The 22,371-nt window shown below is 68.8% G+C and carries 22 protein-coding genes; 14 read left to right on the top strand and 8 right to left on the bottom strand.

The window, feature by feature from the left end:
- Positions 1–99: 99 nt before the first annotated feature.
- Complete coding sequence (locus F5544_RS25490; RefSeq protein WP_203217349.1) at positions 100–1,248, top strand: lactonase family protein; 1,149 nt, start codon at positions 100–102, stop codon at positions 1,246–1,248.
- A 14-nt stretch (positions 1,249–1,262) separates the two neighbouring features.
- Here the strand turns inward: F5544_RS25490 and F5544_RS25485 are convergent, their stop codons facing one another.
- A complete protein-coding gene (locus F5544_RS25485) occupies positions 1,263–2,033 on the bottom strand; it encodes an LppU/SCO3897 family protein (protein ID WP_167475525.1) in 771 nt (256 codons plus the stop codon).
- A gap of 191 nt (positions 2,034–2,224) precedes the next feature.
- Here F5544_RS25485 and F5544_RS25480 point away from each other — a divergent pair, with 191 nt between their 5' ends.
- From F5544_RS25480 to F5544_RS25470, 3 genes are all read left to right on the top strand, one after another.
- Positions 2,225–3,778 (top strand): phosphatase PAP2 family protein, encoded by a 1,554-nt coding sequence (locus F5544_RS25480; RefSeq protein ID WP_203217348.1) that lies wholly within the window; start codon positions 2,225–2,227, stop codon positions 3,776–3,778.
- 186 nt (positions 3,779–3,964) lie between these two features.
- Positions 3,965–4,594, top strand: coding sequence for an RNA polymerase sigma factor (locus F5544_RS25475; protein WP_167475524.1), 630 nt, complete (start codon positions 3,965–3,967; stop codon positions 4,592–4,594).
- Positions 4,591–5,103, top strand: coding sequence for a hypothetical protein (locus tag F5544_RS25470; protein WP_167475523.1), 513 nt, complete (start codon positions 4,591–4,593; stop codon positions 5,101–5,103). The genes F5544_RS25475 and F5544_RS25470 overlap by 4 nt, the downstream gene beginning before the upstream one ends.
- Positions 5,104–5,112: 9 nt before the next feature.
- Here F5544_RS25470 and F5544_RS25465 read toward each other — a convergent pair whose 3' ends face one another.
- Positions 5,113–6,018: a LysR family transcriptional regulator gene (locus F5544_RS25465; RefSeq protein WP_167475522.1), complete on the bottom strand. Its 906-nt coding sequence runs from the start codon at positions 6,016–6,018 to the stop codon at positions 5,113–5,115.
- Between the two features lie 192 nt (positions 6,019–6,210).
- Between F5544_RS25465 and F5544_RS25460 the strand changes: the two genes are divergently transcribed.
- The 4 genes from F5544_RS25460 (at position 6,211) to F5544_RS46535 (ending at position 9,573) form a co-directional block, all read left to right on the top strand.
- Positions 6,211–6,699, top strand: coding sequence for a cupin domain-containing protein (locus tag F5544_RS25460; protein WP_167475521.1), 489 nt, complete (start codon positions 6,211–6,213; stop codon positions 6,697–6,699).
- A 53-nt stretch (positions 6,700–6,752) separates the two neighbouring features.
- Positions 6,753–7,583, top strand: a complete 831-nt coding sequence (locus tag F5544_RS25455; protein ID WP_167475520.1) for an AfsR/SARP family transcriptional regulator — start codon at positions 6,753–6,755, stop codon at positions 7,581–7,583.
- A 72-nt stretch (positions 7,584–7,655) separates the two neighbouring features.
- The gene (locus tag F5544_RS25450; protein WP_167475519.1) at positions 7,656–8,597 is read left to right on the top strand and encodes a class I SAM-dependent methyltransferase; all 942 of its coding nucleotides are present in this window, start codon (positions 7,656–7,658) and stop codon (positions 8,595–8,597) included.
- A 121-nt stretch (positions 8,598–8,718) separates the two neighbouring features.
- Complete coding sequence (locus F5544_RS46535) at positions 8,719–9,573, top strand: C40 family peptidase (protein WP_238846653.1); 855 nt, start codon at positions 8,719–8,721, stop codon at positions 9,571–9,573.
- Positions 9,574–9,615: 42 nt separating this feature from the next.
- On the opposite strand, the gene F5544_RS25440 is transcribed toward F5544_RS46535, so the two are convergent.
- Entirely contained in the window at positions 9,616–10,038 is a 423-nt protein-coding gene (locus F5544_RS25440; RefSeq protein WP_167475518.1) for a tautomerase family protein, read from the bottom strand.
- A 52-nt stretch (positions 10,039–10,090) separates the two neighbouring features.
- Entirely contained in the window at positions 10,091–10,792 is a 702-nt protein-coding gene (locus F5544_RS25435) for an SDR family oxidoreductase (RefSeq protein ID WP_167475517.1), read from the bottom strand.
- Between the two features lie 189 nt (positions 10,793–10,981).
- Here F5544_RS25435 and F5544_RS25430 point away from each other — a divergent pair, with 189 nt between their 5' ends.
- Entirely contained in the window at positions 10,982–11,569 is a 588-nt protein-coding gene (locus tag F5544_RS25430) for a TetR/AcrR family transcriptional regulator (RefSeq protein ID WP_167475516.1), read from the top strand.
- A gap of 42 nt (positions 11,570–11,611) precedes the next feature.
- Positions 11,612–12,280 (top strand): peptidylprolyl isomerase, encoded by a 669-nt coding sequence (locus tag F5544_RS25425; RefSeq protein ID WP_167475515.1) that lies wholly within the window; start codon positions 11,612–11,614, stop codon positions 12,278–12,280.
- A 42-nt stretch (positions 12,281–12,322) separates the two neighbouring features.
- Here the strand turns inward: F5544_RS25425 and F5544_RS25420 are convergent, their stop codons facing one another.
- Entirely contained in the window at positions 12,323–13,666 is a 1,344-nt protein-coding gene (locus F5544_RS25420) for a phosphatase PAP2 family protein (protein ID WP_167475514.1), read from the bottom strand.
- 110 nt (positions 13,667–13,776) lie between these two features.
- On the opposite strand from F5544_RS25420, the gene F5544_RS25415 reads away from it, so the two are divergent.
- Together F5544_RS25415 and F5544_RS25410 are read left to right on the top strand one after the other, a co-directional pair.
- The gene (locus F5544_RS25415) at positions 13,777–14,937 is read left to right on the top strand and encodes a CaiB/BaiF CoA transferase family protein (protein ID WP_167475513.1); all 1,161 of its coding nucleotides are present in this window, start codon (positions 13,777–13,779) and stop codon (positions 14,935–14,937) included.
- Between the two features lie 78 nt (positions 14,938–15,015).
- Positions 15,016–16,581: a phytoene desaturase family protein gene (locus F5544_RS25410; RefSeq protein WP_167475512.1), complete on the top strand. Its 1,566-nt coding sequence runs from the start codon at positions 15,016–15,018 to the stop codon at positions 16,579–16,581.
- A gap of 1 nt (position 16,582) precedes the next feature.
- On the opposite strand, the gene F5544_RS25405 is transcribed toward F5544_RS25410, so the two are convergent.
- Together F5544_RS25405 and F5544_RS25400 are read right to left on the bottom strand one after the other, a co-directional pair.
- Positions 16,583–17,086 carry a winged helix-turn-helix transcriptional regulator gene (locus tag F5544_RS25405; protein WP_167475511.1) on the bottom strand — a complete coding sequence of 168 codons (504 nt, stop codon included), beginning with the start codon at positions 17,084–17,086 and terminating at the stop codon, positions 16,583–16,585.
- Positions 17,083–19,332, bottom strand: coding sequence for a molybdopterin-dependent oxidoreductase (locus F5544_RS25400; protein WP_167475510.1), 2,250 nt, complete (start codon positions 19,330–19,332; stop codon positions 17,083–17,085). The genes F5544_RS25405 and F5544_RS25400 overlap by 4 nt, the downstream gene beginning before the upstream one ends.
- Before the next feature lie 220 nt (positions 19,333–19,552).
- Here F5544_RS25400 and F5544_RS25395 point away from each other — a divergent pair, with 220 nt between their 5' ends.
- On the top strand, positions 19,553–20,278 hold the full coding sequence (locus F5544_RS25395) for a hypothetical protein (protein ID WP_174867403.1): 726 nt from the start codon (positions 19,553–19,555) through the stop codon (positions 20,276–20,278).
- 77 nt (positions 20,279–20,355) lie between these two features.
- Positions 20,356–21,132, top strand: coding sequence for a hypothetical protein (locus tag F5544_RS25390; protein WP_203217347.1), 777 nt, complete (start codon positions 20,356–20,358; stop codon positions 21,130–21,132).
- An 11-nt stretch (positions 21,133–21,143) separates the two neighbouring features.
- Here F5544_RS25390 and F5544_RS25385 read toward each other — a convergent pair whose 3' ends face one another.
- On the bottom strand, positions 21,144–22,283 hold the full coding sequence (locus tag F5544_RS25385) for a glycerate kinase (protein WP_167475509.1): 1,140 nt from the start codon (positions 22,281–22,283) through the stop codon (positions 21,144–21,146).
- Positions 22,284–22,371: the final 88 nt, after the last annotated feature.

Below are 22,371 nucleotides of genomic sequence, written 5' to 3'. Positions count from 1 at the left end.
TGTGTTGCATTTTACGCAATCTGAGTTGCACCCCTTGCTAAGATGTTGTGACTTGGGTCATTCTGACGCGCAATATTCGATTGGGCGGAAGGACAGGCCGTGCGGAACGGTGAAATTGGGCGGCGGCAGTTCCTCGGAATACTCGGCGGGGCACTGAGTGTCGGGGCGGGCGTCGCCGCGGGCGTGCTCACACCGCCGCCGGCCCGTGCGGTCGACGGAATGCGGGCCTATCTGGGCTGTTACACGTCGGCGGGCGCGGGCGGCCGCGGGATCGGCGTCGCCGCAGTGGATCCGGCGACCGGCGGATTGGCCATCGAGGACACCGTCGACGGGGTCGCGGACCCGTCCTTCCTCGCCCTCTCGCCGGACGGCCGATACCTCTACGCGGTCGACGAAAGTGCCGGTGCGGGAAGGGCAACCGCGATCTGCCTGGACACCGACCGCCCGACGGTACTGAATACCGTTGCGGTGCAGGGCAACGGGCCGACGCACCTGTGCGTGACACCGGACGGTCGCTGGGTGCTCACCGCCAACTACGACTCCGGCAGCGTCAGCGTGCTCGCGGTGGCGGGGGACGGGCGGCTCGGCGCGGTCACCGATGTCGCGCAACACAGTGGCAGCGGCCCGGATCCGGAGCGCCAGGAGGGGCCGCACGCGCATCAGGTGTTGGTGGATCCGTCCGGGCGTTGGGTGCTCGCCGTCGACCTCGGCGTCGATTCGGTCTACGTCTACCGGCTCACCGACGGCAAACTGGCCCGGCACGCGCAGGTCGCCATGACGCCCGGCAGCGGCCCCCGGCATCTGGCGTTCCATCCGGACGGCCGCCGCGCCTACCTCGCCAACGAACTGAATTCGACTGTCACCGTTTGTGATTGGTCACCGGAAACCGGTGAGCTGCGTCCGGGCGATTCGGTGGCCGCCGACCCGGACGCCGGCGGCGACCGCAATTATCCGTCCGAGCCGGTCATCTCGCCCGACGGGCGTTTCCTGTACCTGGCCAACCGCGGCCACGACAATATCGCGACCTTCACCCTTCTCGGCGTCGCCCCGGTCCTGCTGACCACCACCCCCTGCGGCGGAAAGTTCCCGCGCCACTTGACGTTGGACCCCGGCGCCCGCCGCCTCTACGCCGCCAACCAGAAATCCGATTCGGTCACCTGGTTCGACCTCGACCCCGTCACCGGCATCCCCGGTCCGTCGTCGGGAGCCCTGCAAACCCCCGCCGCCACCTGCGTGGTGTTCCGTTGACCTGCTGATACTGCTCAGCGCAGTTTGGCGACGCAGTACACGCGGGGGAGGGCCAGGCCGCCGGGGGTGAAGGTGAAGGAGCTGGTCGCGCCGTGGACGTTATCGCATTGGCTGCTCTGCACGACCACTTTGAGCACCCGGTACTTCGCGTCGCCCGCACCGCAGCCGGTGATCTCGAGGTTGGGTTTGATCGTCGTATCCCGCAGGCAGTCACCGGCTTTCGCGTTCTCCAGCGCCCGTGCCGGATCGACCTCCTTGTGCGCGAGGCAGAAGATCAGGTCGGGGCCGAGCTTGGGCAGTTTGGTGCCGTTGCCGATCTGCTTGAGTTCCCAGGTGTAGGTGACCTCCGTGCCCGCGACGCCGTCACAGGCGAAATTGGTCAACCCGCCGTCCTTGCGTTCGAGAACCTTGTAGATCGTCCGCGAGTCGGTGCACGGGAATTTGTGTACCGGCGGCGCACTGGAATCGGTGAGGCAGTCGCCCTTGCGCGCGGTGTTGCTGGCCTGTTGCGGATCGGCGCCCTTGTCGCCGAGGCAGACCTGCCGCGAGTCGTTGTAGTAGGTGTATGTGACGCCCGCGACGTCCTTGCAGGTGTATTCGGACCCGCTGAGCTTCTTCAGCACGACGTATTTGGCCTGCGCCGACGAACAATCGACCTTCGTGAAATCGTCGCCGCTCTGCTGCACGCAGTCGCCCTGGTCGACCGATTTCGCGGCCGAGTCGCCCGAGCAGCCGCTGACGACCAACGCCAGGCACGACAAGACGGCCGTGATCCAATACCGCACGATTTCCTCCCCCTCCGCATGCGCGGACTCAGCAATTCCCCGGCATTGAACCATGATCGAACGCGGGCTGGCCAATCCAACGGCGGCCCACGCACACGGCCCGCCGACGAGAAGGCGTCGTACCCGCGAAATGCCCTGCACCCCTTGGCATCGCGCGAACCCGGCCGCGGCGATCGGTAGTGTCGGACAGTGTGCGCAGCTGGCTACGCCGAAAGTTCGGTGACGTAGGGCGATTCGACCGTGCGGTGGAGGGTGCGGTCGGCAGGTTGCCCGCGTCCCGGCTGGATCCGGCGCTGCTGCTGCTCACCCGTTCCGCGGATTTCGGGGCGCTCTGGCTGGCGATCGCCGCGCTGCTCGCCGCGCGGGAGGGCGCCACTCGCCGGGGCGCGGCGCGCGGCGTGGTCTCGCTCGCCGCGGCGAGCCTCACCGTCAACGTCGGGCTGAAAACGCTTGTCGGCCGCCGCCGTCCGGCCGCGGATCCGCTGCCGATGCATCGACGGCTGGTTCCGGCGCCGTCCTCGTCGTCGTTCCCGTCGGGGCACAGCGCGTGCTCGGCGGCGTTCGCGACCGCCGTCGCGCTCGAAAGTCCGCGCGCCGCAATGATTGTCGCGCCGCTGGCGGCCACCGTCGCCTATTCACGGGTGCATACCGGCGTGCACTGGAGCTCGGATGTGCTCGTCGGCGCGGCGATCGGCTCGGGCATCGCGTTGGCCACCAGGCGTTGGTGGCCAATCCGTGAATCGGATGAGGCCCAGGCGGCGCCCGTCCCCGGCGCGCCGTCGCTGGTGGACGGCAAAGGCCTTGTGGTGCTGGTGAATCCGGCCGCGGGTGATCCTGGCCACGACCCGACCGCCGAGATCGCCGCCGCGCTGCCCGCGGCCGCCGTGCTGCGCACCGAGCCGGATCGCGACGCCGCCGAACAGTTGGAGCATGCGCTGGCCCGCGCGACCGAACCGGTGCGGGCGGTCGGCGCGGCGGGCGGCGACGGCACTGTCGCGGCGGTGGCCGCGGTGGCGCTGCGGCACGGGCTGCCGCTCGCGGTCATCCCCGCGGGCACGCTGAACCATTTCGCCCGCGACCTCGGCGTATACGATCTGCGCGAGGTGATCGATGCGACGGGTGCGGGCGAGGCGGTGGCGGTCGATATCGCTCGCGTCGAGCTGGACGACGAAACAGGCTCGCGCACAAGATATTTGATAAATACCGCAAGCCTCGGCGCATATCCGGAGCTGGTGCGGCTGCGCGAGCGGTGGCAGGCGCGCTGGGGTAAGTGGCCCGCCTTCGTCGCCGCGCTCGTCGTGACGCTGCGGCGGACCGAACCGATCCGGATCCGGGTGGACGGGCGGTGGCGCACCGTGTGGTTCCTGTTCGTCGGCAACGGTATGTATCACCCGCGCGGCGCGATACCGGCCTTCCGGGACCGGCTCGACGCGGGCATGCTCGACGTGCGCTGGCTGCGCGCCGATCTGCGCTGGTCCCGCATCCGTGCGGTGCTGGCCCTGCTGCTCGCGGCGATCGGCCGCAGCAGGGTGTACGGCGAGCGGCAACTCGGCGAGCTGTTCGTCGAGCTGCCCGCGCCGGAGGCGGTGGCCACCGACGGCGAGGTCGCGGGCAAGGCCACCCGCCTGCGTTTCGGCGGGGCGGGCCGGATCACCGTCTACCGTCGCGACGAAACCAATCCGCGCTGGGCGGGCCGCGACCGGCCGCACAATCGGCGCGGACCATGGCGGCGTGGTGCCGTGTGAGGTTCGGGCGCACCCGGGCACCGAGGCGATCTAAAGCGACCGTCCAGTAAACCAGGAACGGTCCGGCGCGATACGGCCGTTGTGCACCGAATTCGGCCGCAATCGCCGAAGATGTAGGCTCCGATCTCGAGATTCCATGGGGGATCGGCGAATACATGGCATGACCCCGAAGCAGGTTCCGTCGCGATGACAGATAACCGGCCACCGAGCGAGCCGGACCGGTATCGCGATCTGTTCCAAGACTATTCGCCCGCCGTCTATCGCTACGCGCTACGCGCCTTCCGCGGCGATACGGATATGGCGAACGAGATCGTCCAGCAGGTCTTCCTCGCCGTATGGCAGCAGTTCGATCGCGACTTCCGGGGCACGCCGGACGATCGGGTGCTCCCGCTCATCATGCGGATGGCGCACTGCCGCGTGAAAGACGTTTGGCGACAGGACCGGCGCCGCCCGATCCCGATCGGCCGCTACCTCGACGACGCCGTTCCGGTCTTCGCCCGCGGTGCCGAATTCGGCAACCCGCTGGACCGGGTGCTCACCGAACAGGAATTGGCGCGGCTGTGGCAGATCCTGATGCGCCGGCTCACCGAGAGCGAGTACCGGATCGCCCTGCTGGCATGGGATCTCGGGCTTTCCGATGCCGAGATCGCGCGCGACCTCGGCCGCAGCCTGTCCACGGTGTATTCGCACAAGAGCAACGCGCGCAAGAAGATTCAGGCGATCGTCAACGACGAGACACACCGTATCGAATTCGATGACGACCGGTCGGGGGAGCCGCCGACGGAGCCGGGCAACGGAGGAGAGGTGTCGGCATGAACACCGAAACAGCTAGCGCGACAACGAGAACGATCACCATCGGCCGGGTGTTCCGGGAACTGGACAGCTATCTCGCCGAAAGCGATCCGGCTTTCCGTTATGACGTCGCGGCCGGATTCGCGCGATTACGGCGCGGTATGGGCGGCGTGACCGATCCGGTGCTGCGCGCGGTGATCGGCGAATACCGCGGCTGCCTCACGATCACCGAACTGCGGATCACCAGCCCGAGGTCGAGCCTGTTCGCCGCGCGGCTCGCCGACGACGCCGGCGGTGAGCGGTGGGCGCTGAGCTGGCTGCCGGGGCGGGCCTTCACTCGGGAGCAGGCGATCTGCGCCATGATCGTCGACGAGATCCTGGTGGTCCACGAACTCGACAGCACGACAACGCTGCGGGTGATCGCCGAATTGGCCGGAACCATCGGCATTCCGGTGCAGCAGGTCCTCGCCCGTCTCGCCAACGCGAAACTGGCCGAGGTCCAACCCCGCTGGGCGCACCCGGAATTCGCGTGATGCTCGATTTCATTCCGCGAGTTCGGCGATCAGCTCGGCGGCGACCTCGACCGCGGTCCGGATGAACGCGGCCACCAGCGGACGGGTATCTCCGGTGCGGCAGGCCACCGCGAGCACCGAGGGTGCGACATCGAGCAGCGGACGGGTAACGACGCCCGCCCAGGGGAAGAAGCGGGAAATCGAGGCGACCGAGACCGCGACGGCATTGCCGTTGCCCACCGCGGCCAGCAGATCCTCGGCCGTTGCGACCTGTGCGCCGATCGTCGGTGGGCCGTCGCGATATTCGGCGAGGGTGCTGTAGTCACGGGTGGCCTGGTCCCGGTTGCCCACCCACCAGGCGAACGGCTCCTTGGCCAATTCCGCGGGCGGGACGGCGGGCAGCGCCGCCAAGGGATGATCGGCGGGCAGCAGCGCGATGCGCTCCTCGGTGAGCAGCGGCGTCACCTCGACGCCGTCGGGTGCGGGCAGCCACAGCAATCCGGCATCGGCCGCGCCGGAGATCAGGCCCGCGCTCCAGTCGTCGAATTCGACGCGGCCGACGGTGACCGCGACGTGCGGATGCTCGGCGGAGAACGCGCGAAGCACACGCGGGGTGATATCCAATCCGGTGATACCGCGTACGCCGATGACGAATTCGACGCGCTGACCGGATTCGGTCTCCCTGGTGTCGGAGATCGCCGCGCCGACCGTTTCGAGGATCGCGGGCACCCGGTTCAGCAGCGTCCGCCCGGCCTCGGTGAGCGTCACCTGCCGGGTGTTGCGCAGGAAAAGCGTTGCGCCGATTCGGGTTTCGAGCTGTTTGATCTGATTGCTCAGCGCCTGCTGGCTCAGGTGCAGTCGCGCGGCGGCCCTGGTGAAATTCAGCTCGGTCGCCAGCACATGGAAGGCACGCAGATGCCGCAGTTCCACGTCCACAACTGCGGATTGTAGATCCGACAGCGGATCGGTGTTTCCGTTCTGTTCACACTGCGCAGACCATGGATGCCGGCGGGTTTCGGATCGCGGGAACAGCCTCGCGAGCACGTCGGTGTGGGGGGTGAACAGTGCGGCGGCGGCATCGGTGCGAGGCGGACCGTATCCGCTGGTTCGGATAGTGGAGGCCATACGGTGCACCGAGAACGCCGCAGCGAGTTGGGGCAGTATCCGCCGATCGCGGAGTGGGCGTTCGGCTGCCTGATGGTCTGGCATCAGCTCGCCGAGACCACGGGCGGGATGCTGGCCGCGGCGGAGGTGCTGATGCCGAAAGGCGGTGAGCCGCCGGTACATGTGCATTCGAGGGAGGACGAAATGTGCTACATCCTGGACGGCGCGGTGACCGTTCGCCGCGGCCCGGCCTGGTTCGACGCCGGGCCGGGCACGTCGGTGTGGTTGCCACGCGGGATTCCGCACGGGTTCGCGGTGCGCGGCGCGACGGTGCGGATGCTGCGGTTGTACACCCCGGCGGGTGTGGAGAAGGCGCTGCGGGCGTTCGGGACGGCGGCGACCGACCGGGCGCTGCCGCCGGCGTGGCTGGCCGCGCCCGCCGCGGCCGAGGTGGCGGCCGAATTCGCGCGATACGGTGTGACGGTGCTCGATGCGGATCGATCTGAGGGGTGAATATGTCTGTGCCACAGGCAATTTCGGTTCCACAAGTGAATATCCTCGGGCCGGTGCTGATCATCGGGGCCGGCAGCGCCGTCGACCGGCCGTTGGAGCGCGCGGTGCTGGTGCGGCTGACGCTGGCGGGCGGTGCGCCGGTACCGGACCGGCGGCTGGCCGCCGACCTGTGGGGCGATGGTGAACTCAACCGCCCCATCGAGCGTCTGCGTGTGCTGGTGTCCCGGTTGCGATCCGCGCTCGGCCCGCATCGGGGTGCGGTGCAGCGGACGCAGGCCGGGTACCGCACCACGCTTCCGGTGGGCGATCTGCGTGCTGCGGAGACGGCGGCCGAGCGGATGTACGCGGCGCGGCGAGCCGGACAGCCCGCGGTGGTCCGTGCCGCAGCCGATGCGGCGCTGCGGCTCTGGCGCGGGCCCGCGCTGGCCGATCTGCTGTGGGCGCCGTTCGCGGCGGCGGAGGCAGATCGGTTGGCGCAGTGGCGGTTGGAGTTGGCGGTCGCCGGGCTGGAGGCCGCGCTGTGCCTCGGGTCCGGATCCGAATTGCTCAGGGAGTTCGGGATTTTGGCCGGTGAGCATCCATTGCACGAGCCGCTGGCCCGGTTGCATGCCGCGGCGCTCTACCGGGCGGGCAGCCAGCTCGACGCGCTCGACCGGTTGCGTGCGCTGCGGCGCGGGCTCACCGAACAGTTCGGGGTGGAGCCGGCGCCGGAGACCGGCGAACTGGAGTTGCGCATCCTGCGGCACGATCCGACACTGCGTTCGCCGGACGAAAAGGCTTCTCGCGCAGTGGTTCCCATCATCAGGCTGGGCCGGGGGCACCCCGGGCGGGCGTCGGTGCGGCAGCGGGGATTGCGTCCGCCCGTCGGCACCGCCGTCCGGTAACGCCGGATCACTCGCCCGGGGTGGCCGCGTCGTCCCGCCCTGGGGGAGGATCGAAGGGACTTCGGGAGGACGATGGAACTCGACTATGCGGCAACGGCATTGGGCGCGGCGGGTCTCGGCGGCGGGTCGGCGGCCGAGCTGACCGATATCGGCCGGTTGGGCCGGTACTGGGCGCGCACCGTCTGGGCGGCGCCGGACGGTCGGTTGCGGGATGCGTTCTGCCGCACCGTCTCCGGATTCGCGACGGACCGGCGTGCGGCCGTGACGGGCTATCTGGCCGGTGACGTTCGCTTCGCCGATATCGTCCGCATGTTCATCGGATGCCTGCCGGAATACGCGGGTGCGCTCGATCCGGTGCGCTGCCGCGCCGAACTCCAGCCGGGCGCTCGCGCGGTGACCGCGACCGTCGACGCCGCGTTGTCCGGCTGCGCGCCGTCCCGAGAACCGTTGCGCATCTTGGGTTATGGCGCTGACTCCAGCGAATTCGAATACGATATCGCCCGCGTGCACGGTGCGTCCGGCCACCGGATCCACCGCTTCGATCGGTATGCGCCGCCGCGCGCGGACATCATCGATCTCGATGCGGCCCAGCTGAATCGACTCTCCGACGACCTGGACCTGGTGACGGCGCGCTGGGTGTTGCATCACGTCGAACCCGCCCAGCGCTGGGCGCCGCTCACCGCATGCCTGTCCGGCCTGGCCGACGGTGGGCATTTCGTGCTGGTCGAGCAGGGGGATTTCGCCGACCGGGATGATCCGCGCCGCCCGCGGCGGCTGTACCGGCTGTTGACCGCGGCGATCGACGCGATCGCCAATTACGGCATGCGCCCGTCCTGGTTCACCGACAACGGACCCGATTTCGGTGCCGCCTTTCATGTGGATTATCTGGATGCCACAGATTTGCGCACAATCGAATCAGTATTCTCCGGGCGGCGAGCGCGCCGCACGGTATATCCGATAAGAGAAGGCGAGCGCTGCGGAGAGACCGTAATCGTTTATCACCTCGGGCATTGATATCGGCATTTGCCAGTTCGTTACCTGTTCGATGCGTGTTGCGCTTCGCATTCGGGTTCCGGTGGTGAAATATGGACGCCCGGATCCGCTGGGCAGACCGTGATTGTTCTCGAATCAACTGGTGGCCGAGGTGCGATACCCGTTCGACGCACCGCGGTCGCCGATATGGATATCGGAGGACGGCATCATGGAATTCTTCACCGGTGTGCGTCCGGGGCGTCGGCGCCGATATATGCGCCGGGCGGTCCCGCTGGCGATCGCCGTCGGCGCACTGGTCATCGGGGCCGAATTCGCGTCACCTCGGCACGCCGACGACATCCCGGTCGCGGGGACCTCGATTTCGGCGGGCGGTGCACCCGCGGAGCCGGATATATCCGCTCCGCCACCGGGCGGGCCGCCACAGCTGCCGCCGTGGCTGCAGCTGCCATTCGGAATCGAGTTGCCGCACTTCGACTTTCCACCGCCCGCGGCGATGCCGTTGCCGCCGCCGGGGCCGCCACCGGGTTTTCCGGCGCTGCCGCCCGGGCCGCCACCCGGATTGCCGCCCGGATTGCCGCCCGGGCCGCCCATCGGGTTGCCGGTCCCGCCGCCGGAACTGCTGCCGCCGGGTCCGCCACCGGCCCCGGTGGTCAAATCCGCTCGGGAGATCGCCTACGAGGTCGCGCACCAGAAGATCGGTTCGGATTACGTCTACGGCGCGACGGGTCCCGACGCCTTCGATTGCTCGGGCCTGGTGCAGTGGGCGTATCGGCAAGCGGGAGTCGATATTCCGCGCACCAGCTACGAACAGCGCTACGCGGGCGACGGCGTGCCGGTCGACGAGATATTGCCGGGCGACATGGTGTCCTACTACGGCGGCAGTCATTCGGCGATCTACGCCGGTAACGGGCGGGTGATCCATGCCTCGACCGAGGGTGTCGGCGTGATCGAGTCACCGCTGTTCTCGATGCCGATCGCGGGTGTGCGCCGGTTCTGAAACCCGGACGGATGCCCCTGGCGGCGGCCAGGGGCATCGCGATCAGTACGGGATCGGTTTGTTCGCCTCGGCCCAGGCCCGCTCGGCCTCGGTGCCCGCGCCGGGCGGCCACAGCCCGGCGATCTTCCACAGGTCCCTCGGCGACTCGTAGGTGTGGAATTCCCAGTGCAGTCCGCGATCCCGGGTGTAGGGCACCATGATCGAATCGAGTCGGTCGGTGGAACGCCTGCGCATGTCCGGGTCGTCCAGATGGCGGGCCAGGTGCTCGACGACGACGCGCACGGTGTCGCCCGACCGCTCACCGCCGACGAAGAAGCCGGATTCCGGGATCTCCTGGAACAGCACGACGACGTAGAACGCCGGCAGGCCGAAACTCGTGTACAGATCCGTGATGTCGCGCGCGAAAGCTTGTTTGTCGCTGTCGGAGTAGACATTCGCGGGGTGGTAGATATGCCATAGTGGCATCGGTTCGCCTTCTCTCTTGTCAGGGACTGCCGGGAGTGAAAAGTGCGGTGGCTCAGCGCCGGACGGGCAGCGCCAGATCGGCGACCGGGCCGGACAGCGCCGCCTTGACCCGCCGGGTGAGCTCGTCGACGAGCACCTCCTGCGCGCCCGCCTCGACGCCGTCGAATACCGTGGCGGCGACCTGCGCAGGATCGATCTTCGCCACCGCGAGCGCCTTGACCATGTCGGTGTCGGCGAAGCCGAGGTGCACCCCGACCACCTGGGTTCGCTGCTCCGCCAATTCGATACGCAGTGAATTGGTGAGCGACCAGAACGCCGCCTTCGAGGCGCCGTATGCCGCCGCGCCCGCACTCCACGACAGCACCGAATGGATATCCACCAGCGCGCCACCGCCATTGGCCGCCAATATCGGCGCGAAGGCCTGGGCGATGCGCAGCGGGCCGAAGACATTCGTCTCGAAAGTGGCCACCACATCGGCCATTTCGGCCTCCAGCAACGGTGCCGGGCGCAGCACGCCCGCATTGTTGACGATGACGGCGACGTCTGCGGCCTGTGCCGCGACGGCCGCGACGGAATCCGGGTCGGTGACCTCGAGCGCCAGCGGTACGACGCGCGGGTCGTCACTCGGTTCCGGTGCGCGCGCGGTGGCATAGACCTTGGTCGCGCCGCGGCGCAGCAGTTCCGCGACGAATGCCCGTCCGAGACCGCGCTGCCCGCCGGTCACCAGCGCGATCGTGCCATCGATGGTGGTCATGACTGCCCAATCATTCGTAGGGGTGGGGGCTGCCGCCCTGGGATGTAGGGGTGGGGGCTGCCGCCCCGGGATGTAGGGGTGGGGCTGCCGCCCCGGGGACTTTTAGATTATGCTCATCATCTAAAGAATTGCGCAAGACTGGACCCGATCGCCCGCACCCCGGCGCGCGATCCGACGGAAGGAGTCCACATGGCGCGAGCTTCGAAGGCCGAGGCGCAATCGCATCGCAGGGAGGTCGTCGACGCGGCCGCGGCGCAGGTGCGGGCCCGCGGTGCGAACGGGGTGACGGTGCCGGAGGTGATGGCCGCCGCCGGACTCACACACGGCGGTTTCTACCGGCACTTCCGCTCCAAGGACGACCTGATCGCGCAGGCGTGCACCGCCGCGTACGTCGAGAAGATCGGGGAGATGGAGCGAATCATCGCGGCCGCCCCCGACGCGGCGGCGGCGCGCCGGACCTTCATCGAACGATATTTGTCCGTCGAACACCGCGACACCGCGTCCCGCGGCTGCGGAATCGCCGCGCTCGCCGGGGATGTGGCGCGCGCCGAATCCGACAGCGCGCTGCGCCGGGCCTACCGCGACGGCATCCGGAACATGATCGGCAAACTCGGCGAATTCGGCGATCGCCCCGCCGACGGCGCCGAACTCGAACACGAGGTGCTGGTGGAGGTTTCGGTGCTGGCCGGTGCGCTGATGCTGGCGCGGGCCAGCGCCGGTGATCCGGTCTCCGAGCGAATCCTGGCCGCCGCCAAGGATTTTCTGCTCGACGAGTGATTCGCTGAACAAGTTCCGACGGCGTCGGCTAATTTGCAGACCATGAAGTCGCGCTCGGGCGCCGCGATCGGCGCCGCCGTTGCCCTCCTATCCGGTCTCGTCGCGGGCGCGGGTTCCGCGTCGGCGACGCCCTCCGCACCCGTCGTGTGGTGCGATTTCGCGCCCACCCCGGACAATCCGGCGGCGCGCCCGGTGCTCGCGCCGCCGCCGGTCGCGCCGACCATCGGCGCCATCGACATCACCTTCCGATTCGACGGCGGACCCGTCACGGTGCGACTGAACCGCGCCGGCGCCGCGCCCTGCGCCGTGCAGAATATGACCAGCCTTGTGCTGCAACACTTCTACGATCAGAGCCGGTGCTGGCGGCTGACCGACAGCGCCCGGCTCGGCGTACTGCAGTGCGGCGATATCCACGAGGTGGAGAAGGGCGGGCCCGGCTACAAATTCCCGGACGAGGTGGACGGCACCGAAACCTATGAGCGCGGCACCGTCGCGATGGGCAATCAGGGGCCGGGCACCAACGGCAGCGAATTCTTCATCGTGCACTCGTTCGCGCATATCCCGGCGAACTATTCGGTACTCGGCACGGTCGTCAGCGGGATGGACGTCTTGGACCGCATGGTGGCGGCAGGCATCGTCCCGACCGAACGCGGTCCGCGCGACGGGCTGCCCGCCGAGCCGGTCACCATTACCGCCGCAACCGTGGGATAGATATCAGGCGGTCGCGCTCGGCCATTCGTGGTACGGCGGTTTCTATCGCGTTGCGGCGGCCGCCGTTTCGCGCTCGGGCGCATTCGCGAACCAGGTGCGGTAGAACAGCGCCACCAGCGCGGCCAGCGCGCCGAGGATCGCCGCACCGGACGGAACCGGATGTGCCGCAAGCGTTTCGGCGAGGAAGCGGATGCACAGCAGCAGGCAGCCGAACACCGCGGCGCCCGCCGCGACGATCCGCATCCGCGCCCGGTCCCAGCCGCGATCCGGATCGCGCAGCGCGGATTCGACGGTCAGGCACAGCGTCGCGCCGACGACGAGGTCGATGCCGTAGTGCGCGCCGAGCCCTAGCGTCGCGATCAGCGTGCACACCAGCCAGAACGCGCCGCCCCAGCGCAACCACAGCGGACCGCGCCGGGAATGGATGAACAGCGAAAGCGCCCATGCCGTATGCAGTGACGGCATGCAGTTGCGCGGCGTTATCGCGTCGAACAGCAGCGGGCCGAGCGAATCCGGCTGCGCCGGAACCACATCCGGCCAGGCGTCGGCGATCTCGAAACCGTTGCCGAGCGTCCCGTACGCGAGAATCGGCCCCACCACCGGGAAGACGACGTAGAAGATCGGCCCGATCAGGCCCAGGGTGAGGAAGGTGCGCACCAGGTAGTGCCGCGGCCAGCGCGCCTTGGTGACATTGCGCAGCTGCCAGGCCGCGACGACGATCGCCGCCATCGGCAGCTCGAAATAGACCCAGCGCACCACCCCCGTCGCCACCGGTCCCGCCGCGTCCAGCGCCTGTCCGACCAACCACGACGGGTTGCCGAGCGCGCGGTCGGTGAGTTGCACATAGGGGTCGAGCACCTGTGGGCAGGCCCACGCCGTGATATCGAGCCAGATCTCGCTCACCTTCGTCGCGAAGATCAGCAGCGCGCCGAAGGCGATGGTGCGCAGCGCGGTTCGCCGCCGCACCCCATCCCACCGGAATACGGCGATCAGCACGAGCGCGGTGAGCGCGATGGTCGGGCCGTTGCCGACGGTGAACGGCCTGCCCTCGAACGTCCGGATGAGCACGAAGATCAGATCGATGGCCACCGCGGCGGCGAGTGCGCCGATCCGGGCCCTTGCGGTGACCCCGACCAGCGCGAGCAGGAATCCGGCCCACGGTGTCGTCGCCGATTTGGGCACCCCGGCGTAATCGCGCAAAAGGCTGGTCAGCGGGCCGAGCGCTTGGATGTGCGCGGCCATGAGCTCGCCGCCGACCAGCGCGATCAGCGCGGCGGCCAGCCCACCCCAGACGGCGATCGGCCGGAACCGATCACTTCGCGAACCGTCGACATCCGCATCATCGGCCGCTGAAGTCGATCTCCCCGGCATCCCGTCCACAAGCATCGGTACATCGTAAATACGGTATGAACAGCGCGTGTATACGCGGTAAGTGGGGGCAGGGCGAACCGACCCCGGAGCGGCCGGTTCGCCCTGGTTCGGGAAAGGTGAACGACATGGCAGATGAACACAGTTCCGGCGCGCTGTCCGGCATCGTCGTCGCCGATTTCGGCCGGGTGCTCGCGGCGCCCTACGCGACCATGCTGCTGGCCGATCTCGGCGCGGAGGTGATCAAGGTCGAGCGACCGGGAACCGGGGACGACACCCGCGCGTGGGGTCCGCCGTTCGCCGACGGCGCGGCCACCTATTACCTCTCGGTGAACCGGAACAAGAAATCGGTCACCCTGGATCTGCGCGACCCGGCCGATCTGCGTTACGCGCGGGAGTTGGTGCGGCGCGCCGATGTGCTGTTCGAGAACTTCCGGCCCGGCACGATGGCGAAGTACGGGCTGGACTATCCGCGGGCCAGGGAGCTGAACCCGCGCCTGGTCTATTGCTCGGTCTCGGCGTTCGGTCCGGGCGCGGGCGCGGACCGTCCTGGATACGACCTGCTGGTGCAGGCGGTGGGCGGGTTGATGAGCGTCACCGGGCCGGAACCGGGCGCACCGACGAAAACCGGTGTGGCGCTTGTGGATGTGCTCGCCGGGCTGCACGCGACCGTCGGCGTGCTCGCCGCGCTGCGCGAGCGGGACCGCACCGGCGCCGGTCAGCTGGTGGAGGTGAACCTGCTGTCGAGTCTGTTGTCCGGCATGGTGAATCAGAGCGCCGGATACGCGCTGGCCGGGGTGGTGCCCGGCATCCTCGGCAACCGGCATCCGTCGATCGCGCCGTATCAGGTGTTCGATACCGCCGACCGGCCGCTCGCGCTCGCCGTGGGCAACGACGGTCAGTTCGCCGCCCTGTGCCGCGCGCTCGGCGTGGCGGAACTGGCGACCGATGATCGGTTCGCGGACAACACTTCCCGGGTGCGCTACGCCGACGAACTCGCCGACCGGCTCGGTGCCATCCTGGTCACCCGGCCCGCCGCGCACTGGGATGCATTGCTGACCCCGCTCGGCGTGCCGTGCGGGCCCGTCAACGATCTGGCGGGCGCCTTCGAACTCGCCGACCGCCTCGGTCTCGGACCGCGCGCGAAGGTGGAGTCCGATCCGGCGGTTTCGGTGGTCGCCGATCCGATCACGTTGTCGCGCAATCCGATTCGCTATCGCAGCAGACCACCGCTACTGGGCGCCGACTCCGCCGATGTGCGGGCCTGGCTGGACGGGCCCGCGCGGTAGCGCCACTATCGCACGGCCGAATTCTGTTGAGCGAACTGGATATAGACGCTCGCGCGCGACCATGGTCAACTGGACGATATGCGGGTATTCGATTACGTCATCGTTGGCGGTGGACACAATGCGCTGGTCGCGGCGGCCTACCTGAGTCGAGCCGGGTACGAGGTCGTGGTCGTCGAGCGCAACGACCGGGTCGGCGGATATGTGCACAGCGCGGAGCTCGCGCCCGGGGTGGTGTACGACCCGTTCGCCTCGGCGGTGCCGCTGTTCGTCGGCGGCCCGGTGTGGCCGGACCTCGGCGCCGAGTTGGAGAAGCAGGGGCTGGTGATCCTGCACACCGAACATCCCACCGGCATCTCGCTGGAGGACGGCACCACCGCGATCTTCCCGCAGGATTCCGCCGTGCTCACCGAGGAGGCCGAGCGCCTGCATCCGGGCGACGGGGCGGCCGTGGCCGCGATCATGTCGGCGCTCGGTCCGGCGACCGGCGACGTGCTCGGGTTGATGTGTCAGGATCTGACCTCCGCGCAGGCCCGCGCCACCATCGCGCGGCTGGTGCGCGACGGCGACGGCTGGTCCGAGCTGGCCGCGCTCGCCCTCGACACGGCCCGCTCGGCCGTCGCCGAACTCGGATCCCCGGCCATGCGAAGCCTTTTCGGCTCGTGGCCGGCGCATGGGAGCAAAGGCCCGGACGATGCGGGCGGCGCGCTGTGGACCACGCTCTTCCCCGCCGGATTCGCCGTATCGGGTATGCCGATTCCGCAGGGCGGCGTCGGCAGGCTCGCCGACGCGCTCGGCGGGCTCGTCACGTCCAAGGGCGGTACCTTGCACACCGGCGCGACCGTCACCCGGATCCGGGTCGAGGGCGGGCGCGCGGTCGGCGCCGAATTGTCCGACGGCACCGGGTACCGAGCCCGGCTCGGCGTGATCGCCTCGGTGAATCCGGACCAGTTGTACGAGTGGCTGCTCGCGGAAACCGAGGTGCCCGAACGTATCCGGGCGCAGGCACGGCGATATCGCTACGGCAGCGGCATCTTTCAGCTGCATCTGGCCGTGGCGGGACCGCTGCCATGGCCGGACAAGCGGTTCGAGCGGATCGGCCAACCCTTCCTCACCGATTCGCTCGACGGATTATCGCTGCACGTCGCGCAGGCGCGGGCGGGTCTGCTGCCCGCATCGCCGACGATGACCATCGACTGCCCGACCGCGCACGATCCGACCAGGGCGCCTGTCGGCACCTCCGTGGTCCGCCTCCAGGTCACCGATGTGCCGCCGCGGCCGCGCGGTGACGCCGCGGGCCGGATCGATACCGACGGCACCTGGAATGCCGATGTGACAAACCATTTCGCCGATCGGGTGCTCGGGGTCGCCGAACGGCACCTGCCCGGGCTGACCGACTCGGTGCTCGCCAGGGCGACCGTCACCCCGGCCACCCTCGCCGCGTACAACCCCAACAGCGGTCACGGCGATCCGTACAGCGGCGCACAGGATCTCGCGCAGAGTTTCCTCCTGCGCCCGATGGCGGCCGCGCCCGGTCACCGCACGTTCATACCGAATCTGCATGTCGTCGGCGCGGGAACCTGGCCGGGCGCGGGTATATCCGGTAGCTCCGGGTACATCGTCGCCAAAGAGATTCTGGCGCGGTGAATCACCGATCTCCGTCAGCGAAACGACCCATAGTCGTTGTCTTTTCGCGGAGGCGGTCCGGGAAGCCCGGACCCAACCGTGCCGACATCTCGCCGTGGCGCAGCGGTTCGCGGCAGTGTGCGCACACCACCTCGGCATGGGTGTCGTGGTCACAGGCGTTGTGGTGCAGGGTGATCGGCGCTCCCGCCGGGGCCAGCCAGCGGTCGCCCCACCGCATCATGGCGGTGAGGACGGGGAAGAAGTCGCGGCCCTTGTCGGTGAGCCGGTATTCGTAGCGCACCGGACGCTGCTGATACGGCACCCGTTCGAGCATCTGCTCGTCGACCAGGCGCGCCAGCCGCTGGGTGAGTATATTCCTGCTCAGCCCGAGCACCTTTTCGAAGTCATCGAAACGTGTTGTGCCGTAAAATGATTCGCGCAGAATCAGTGGCGTCCACCAGTCGCCGAGCAGGTCGACGGTGCGGGCCACCGAACACGGCCAGTTCGCGAAGGTCGTGCGTTTCATGCGTCGATGGCCTCCAGCCTGGCGGGCACGTACTTGTGCCACGGGGTGCCGACCCATTCGTCGCGGGAGTCCGCCGCGGTCAGCTCGTTCGGCGCGACACCGGTGGTCACGGCGCTGCCGTCGGCGGCGACGACGGTGAGCCCCAAGCCGTTCGGCAGGGACAGATGTCCGGCGCGCATCCGGTCGGTGGGCTCGACGCTGACCTCCGTGCTGCCGCGGCCGGTGGTCAGCCGCACCCGGTCGCCCGCGGACAGGCCGAGGCGCTGCGCATCGGCGGCGCTGATGCGCAACGCGCCGCCGTCGTCGCGCTTGCGCCACTCGGGATCCCGGATGATGGTGTTCGCGGTGAACGCGCGGCGCTCACCGGCGGCGAGCACGAACGGCCATTCGCCGGAATCGCCCAGCGGCTCGGGCAGATTCGCGACGACATCGAGCAGCTCCGGAATATTCAGCTGAACCCTGTTGTCACGCAGCCTGTTCCACGTCTCGTCGTAGTCGTCCTCGGTGATCACCACGCCGTGCGAGCCGGTGAGTATCGCCTCGAACAGGCGCTCACCGGCGGTGAGGCCGGTGCCGTAGCCCGCGCGTTCGACGCTGTGCGGGAATTTGCGCACACAGTTGTACGCGGCGAGCCACAGCAGTGCGGCCGCGGCGGCATCGTCTGGCAGTGTCGGCCCGAGCGTCCGATACAGCAGCACCGGAGCGTATTTCGCCTTGTTCCGGTCGGCCATGATGCCGAGGAACGCCATGGCGAAGGCCTCCCGTCCCTGTTCGAGCGCGGCACGCAGGGGAGCGTAATCGTCCTCGGACAGCGCGCCCGCCGCCTCGACCAGTCGGGCATGGATCTCCGGCTCCGGCAGCACGCTCTCGGGCGCGGGCAGCACGGGATGGCGCAGATGGAAGATGTTGCGCGGGAAGTCGAAATTGAAGAAAGTGGCCTCGTACTTCTCGAACTGCGTCGGAGCGGGCAACACGTAGTGGGCCAGCCGCGCGGTCTCCGTCATGGCCACGTCGACGACGACCAGCAGCTCCAGTTCCGCGAGCGCCGCCCGCATCCGTGCCGAATCGGCAAGGGAATGCGCGGGATTGGCGCTCTCGACGAACATCGCGCGATACCGGTCGGGGTGATCGGTGAGTATCTCCTCGCTGATCACATTGCACGGCACCAGCCCGCTGACGATCGGCGCGCCCACCACCGGGCTCTTCGGGCCGGCGCCCGCCGGATGGCCGCGGTCGAAACCGATATTCGACAGTCCGGTGAACGCGTATTGGGTGCCGGGTTTGGCCAGATTGCCGGTGAGCAGCCACACCAGTTTCTCGACGTAGCTCACCACCGTCGAGTACCGGTTCATCTGCACGCCGAGATCTTCCAGCGCGGCGACGGAGGCGGCGCGGCCGATCCGGTGCGTCGCCGCGGTGACCAGGTCCAGCTCGACATCGGCGATGGCGCAGTACTTTTCGATCGGCACCGCACGCAGCACCGCGAGTACCTCGGCGACGCCGTCGGCGTGTTCGGCCAGCCATTGCGTGTCGATCAGGTTGTCGCGCACCAGGATTGCCGCCATGGCGGTGAGCAGGTACACATCGGTGCCCGGCCGCAGCTGCAGATGATAGTCGGCCAGTTCGGCGGTTTCGGTGCGCACCGGATCCAGCACCACCATCGACCGTGCCGGGTCGCGGGCGATCTCCTTCAGCACCGTGCGGGCACGCGGAAAGCCGTGCGACTGATAGGGATTCTTGCCGACGAACAGCGCGACCTCGGCATGTTCGACATCGGCGCGCACCGGATGCCCGGCCATTCGCGCACCGACCCAGAAATCGCCGGTCTTCTCCTGGGCCAGTGCGCTGGAGCGGTAGCGAATCCCGAAGGCGGCCATGGTGGCGGTGGCGTACGCGCCCCCGAGATGATTGCCCTGCCCGCCGCCGCCGTAATAGAACACCGATGCGCCGCCGTGCCGCTCGCCGATCTCTAGCAACCGCGCCGTCACCTCGGAAATGGCTGTGTCCCAGTCGATTTCCTCGAATGTGCCGTCCGCACGGCGGCGCAGCGGTGCGGTGATCCTGCCGGTGCGTCCGTTCTGATAGTGATCGAGCCGCAGTGCCTTGTTGCAGGTGTAGCCGGCCGAGGCCGGATGCAGTTTGTCGCCGCGGATCTTCTCGAAGGATCTGCCGTCGGGGCCGAGCAGGACCTGGATCCCGCAATTGCACTCGCAGAGGATGCAGGCCGTCGGCTGCCATTCCGTCATGGATGAAGGGTAGCCGGGTCAGTTCACTAGCGCTACCCACCTCGTGGAATCGCTCGAGCCGCGAGGTGCGGGCGGGTTTACCGGCGCGCCGCCCGGGTATCGCCCGGTCGGCGGTTCACGGGGGATTCGGTGCGATGTTCTGATCGTGGCGCTCGTCATGCCGCAGCGATTTGTGCAAACTTGGAGCAATCATTGCTCGTTTCGACGATAGGACGGTCAGATGTTCGAAGGTGTCGGACAGAAGTCGGCGATCGCGCTGCTGGACCGCGCCGCCCGATGGCAGTCGCCGATGGCGGCGCGATATGTGGATCGGCTGCGCCGCATGTACCCTGCGGACACTGCGGACCGGTTGGTGCGTCGGCTGGAACGCCGCTATCTGTGGACCGTGACCGCCAGCGGCGTCGCGGTCGGCGTCATCGCGGCGGTGCCCGGTGTCGGCACGCTGGCCGGGCTGGTGGCGACGGGTATCGAGGCCGCGTTCTTCCTCGATGTGTCGGCGCTGTTCACGATCGCGACGGCCGCCGCGTACGGCGTCGCGCCGGATAAGCGGCATCGGCGCGAGCTGGTGCTCGGCGTGGTGCTCGGCGAAGGCGGCATGAGGCTGGCCGAGACGAATGCGGCGGGTTCGGCGCGCAACTGGTCCGGCTGGCTGGCCGACCGCATTCCGGGCCTGCGCCGGATGGACGATTCGTTCGCCAAGCGCTACCTCGTGCAGTTCCTGGCCAAACGCGGTGTGCTGATCTTCGGCCGGGTGCTGCCCGCCGGACTCGGCGCGATCATCGGCGGCGTCGGCAACCGGGCGCTCGGCCGGGTCGTGATCGCCAACGCCCGGCGCGCCGTCGAGCGGGCGGCGCTGGGAGATTCGGCGGCGCTGGGAGATTCGGCCGATCCGGCACTGGAATCGGTATCGCGACAGCATGATTCGGCTGCCTCGGATTCGGTATGACCCCACGGGCCTTGTGCGCGTAGGTTGTTCCCCGAAATGGAGCGTATCCGTCGAACGGCCGGGCGATCATGGTCGGTATGCCGAGTTCGATACGCATCCGTCCCGCCGAACTGTTCGCCACCGGTCTGCTCGCCGCGTCGAGGCGTGGGGTGCGGGTGCGGATGGAGTCGGTGCGGCGTTCCGAGTTCACCGAGCAGCGGCTGCGCGAATTGCATGCGATGGCAAACCGATTGGCGGCCGAGGAGTTCGATCACTTCGCGGTGCATGCGCGGACGAACGAGGTGGTGCATGTTTTCCGGCGGGCCGATACGGGGGAGATCGTCGGCTTCCAGTTCTGGGGATCAATGCCTGCGTCCCGACCCGGCGGCCGCATCATCACCGGCGGCAAACTGCGGATGGATCCGGCGTTCCGGAACCGGGGACTGCATCTGGTCTCGGGGCTGATCTTCCTGCTGCAACACCGGATTCGGCATCCGCGCACCCGCTACTATCGGGCCTCGCTGGCGAGCCTGTTCGGGTTCGTCTCGCTCACCGGGGCGATCGCCGAGTACGAACTGTTCGATCCGGCACGCACGACCGGCGACGCGGGCGCTATCCGCGATGCGGTGCTCGCCTGGGCCGAACGCAACCACTACGAGTTCCGGCCCGAGACGGGACTGTTCTTCGTCGACATCTACACGACGCCGGAAACGCTGGCCCAGTACCCGGATTCCTTCTTCGAAAAGCCAGCCGCGCGGGTTTATATCGCCAAGAACCCCGACTTCCGCACCAACGGTTGCTATCTCGCGTTCTGGTTCCGCATCACCCCGAAAAATATTGCCGCGCTGAGTAAAGCGATCGCTCGCAAGCTGTGACCGCCGCTCGGTCATGCGGTCGGAAATCCCTGTGGCGCGACGGGTTTCGGGGCGGCGCGGACGGACGAGGCGATGCGTTCGCCGATGCGGCTGAGCAGCTGCTCGGTGAGCGCGGGATCCCGGCTCGTATCGGCAGACGTGTACTCGGCAAGTGTATGGACGTCGGCGAAACCCGATGTAGCCCAGTCGCTTCGAGAAAGGGTACGCCGCCCGGCGACGGCGATCACCGGGGTCGGGGCCGCGCGGCGGGCCACCGCGGTGGGCAGTTTGCCCTGGGTGGACTGTTCGTCGAGGCAGCCCTCGCCGGTGATCACGAGGTCGGCTGCGGCCAGGTGGGCGTCGAAATCCAGTAGATCCAAGAAGAATTCGGCGCCGGAGACTATGCGGGCGCCGAGCAGGGCCGCGGCGAAGCCGATCCCGCCCGCGCTGCCCGCACCCGCTGCCGCCGCGAGCACCCGAGCCCGCGGGTAGCCGGAGTCGGTGAGAACGTCGACGAGGTGGGTGAGCCCGCGATCCAGCCGGTGCACCTGCGCGGCCGACGCGCCCTTCTGCGGACCGAAAACCGCCGCCGCCCCGTTCGGACCGGTCAACGGGTTGGTGACATCGGAGGCCACCACCAGGTCGACACCCGACAGCGTGACCGCCGACCCCATATTGATCCGCGCCACCGTGTGCAGCGCCCGCCCGCGCGGGTAGACCGGGTGTCCGGCGTCGTCGAGGCAGCGCACGCCGAGCGCGGTGAGCAGGCCGAGCCCGCCGTCGGTGCTCGCGCTGCCGCCGAGGGCGAGCACGAGCCGATTCGGGTTGTGCCGGACCACCTGCCCGAATCCGAGACTCGACGCGTCGAGCGGGCGCGGCCGCCCGCCCGGCAGTGTCGAAAGCCCGCAGGTGTCGGCGACCTCCACCAGCGCGGTCCGGCCCCGGACGGCGATCCGGCCGCGATGCGGCAGGCCGGTCGCGCCCGCGACGGTCACGGGGTGCGCGGTGTACCCGGCCGCGACGGCCGCGGCGACACTGCCGTCGCCGCCGTCGGCGAGCGGCAGTTCGACCGGATGCGCCCCGCCCGCGGCGAGCCCGCGCGCCAGGCACCGCGCGACGGCCGCGGCGGGCAGGCTGCCCTTGAACTTGTCCGGTGCGACGAGCACCCGCATGACCGACTCTCCTGATCTCACGAATATTGGGCGGTGTCCACGGCGAATTGCGAAGTCGCCGTGGACAGTTCTCACGAAGGTGGGACAC

Source organism: Nocardia arthritidis, from assembly GCF_011801145.1.
Classification (GTDB): domain Bacteria; phylum Actinomycetota; class Actinomycetes; order Mycobacteriales; family Mycobacteriaceae; genus Nocardia; species Nocardia arthritidis_A.
This window is presented reverse-complemented; position numbering and strand designations above follow the sequence as displayed.

Excerpts from the sequence above, each read along its gene's own strand:
- F5544_RS25475 (WP_167475524.1), top strand. The coding sequence starts at position 3,965 with ATGACAGATAACCGGCCACCGAGCGAGCCGGACCGGTATCGCGATCTG.
- F5544_RS25470 (WP_167475523.1), top strand. The coding sequence starts at position 4,591 with ATGAACACCGAAACAGCTAGCGCGACAACGAGAACGATCACCATCGGC.
- F5544_RS25450 (WP_167475519.1), top strand. The coding sequence starts at position 7,656 with ATGGAACTCGACTATGCGGCAACGGCATTGGGCGCGGCGGGTCTCGGC.
- F5544_RS25440 (WP_167475518.1), bottom strand. The coding sequence starts at position 10,038 with ATGCCACTATGGCATATCTACCACCCCGCGAATGTCTACTCCGACAGC.
- F5544_RS25435 (WP_167475517.1), bottom strand. The coding sequence starts at position 10,792 with ATGACCACCATCGATGGCACGATCGCGCTGGTGACCGGCGGGCAGCGC.
- F5544_RS25430 (WP_167475516.1), top strand. The coding sequence starts at position 10,982 with ATGGCGCGAGCTTCGAAGGCCGAGGCGCAATCGCATCGCAGGGAGGTC.
- F5544_RS25425 (WP_167475515.1), top strand. The coding sequence starts at position 11,612 with ATGAAGTCGCGCTCGGGCGCCGCGATCGGCGCCGCCGTTGCCCTCCTA.
- F5544_RS25420 (WP_167475514.1), bottom strand. The coding sequence starts at position 13,666 with ATGCTTGTGGACGGGATGCCGGGGAGATCGACTTCAGCGGCCGATGAT.
- F5544_RS25415 (WP_167475513.1), top strand. The coding sequence starts at position 13,777 with ATGGCAGATGAACACAGTTCCGGCGCGCTGTCCGGCATCGTCGTCGCC.
- F5544_RS25410 (WP_167475512.1), top strand. The coding sequence starts at position 15,016 with ATGCGGGTATTCGATTACGTCATCGTTGGCGGTGGACACAATGCGCTG.
- F5544_RS25405 (WP_167475511.1), bottom strand. The coding sequence starts at position 17,086 with ATGAAACGCACGACCTTCGCGAACTGGCCGTGTTCGGTGGCCCGCACC.
- F5544_RS25400 (WP_167475510.1), bottom strand. The coding sequence starts at position 19,332 with ATGACGGAATGGCAGCCGACGGCCTGCATCCTCTGCGAGTGCAATTGC.
- F5544_RS25395 (WP_174867403.1), top strand. The coding sequence starts at position 19,553 with ATGTTCGAAGGTGTCGGACAGAAGTCGGCGATCGCGCTGCTGGACCGC.
- F5544_RS25390 (WP_203217347.1), top strand. The coding sequence starts at position 20,356 with ATGCCGAGTTCGATACGCATCCGTCCCGCCGAACTGTTCGCCACCGGT.
- F5544_RS25385 (WP_167475509.1), bottom strand. The coding sequence starts at position 22,283 with ATGCGGGTGCTCGTCGCACCGGACAAGTTCAAGGGCAGCCTGCCCGCC.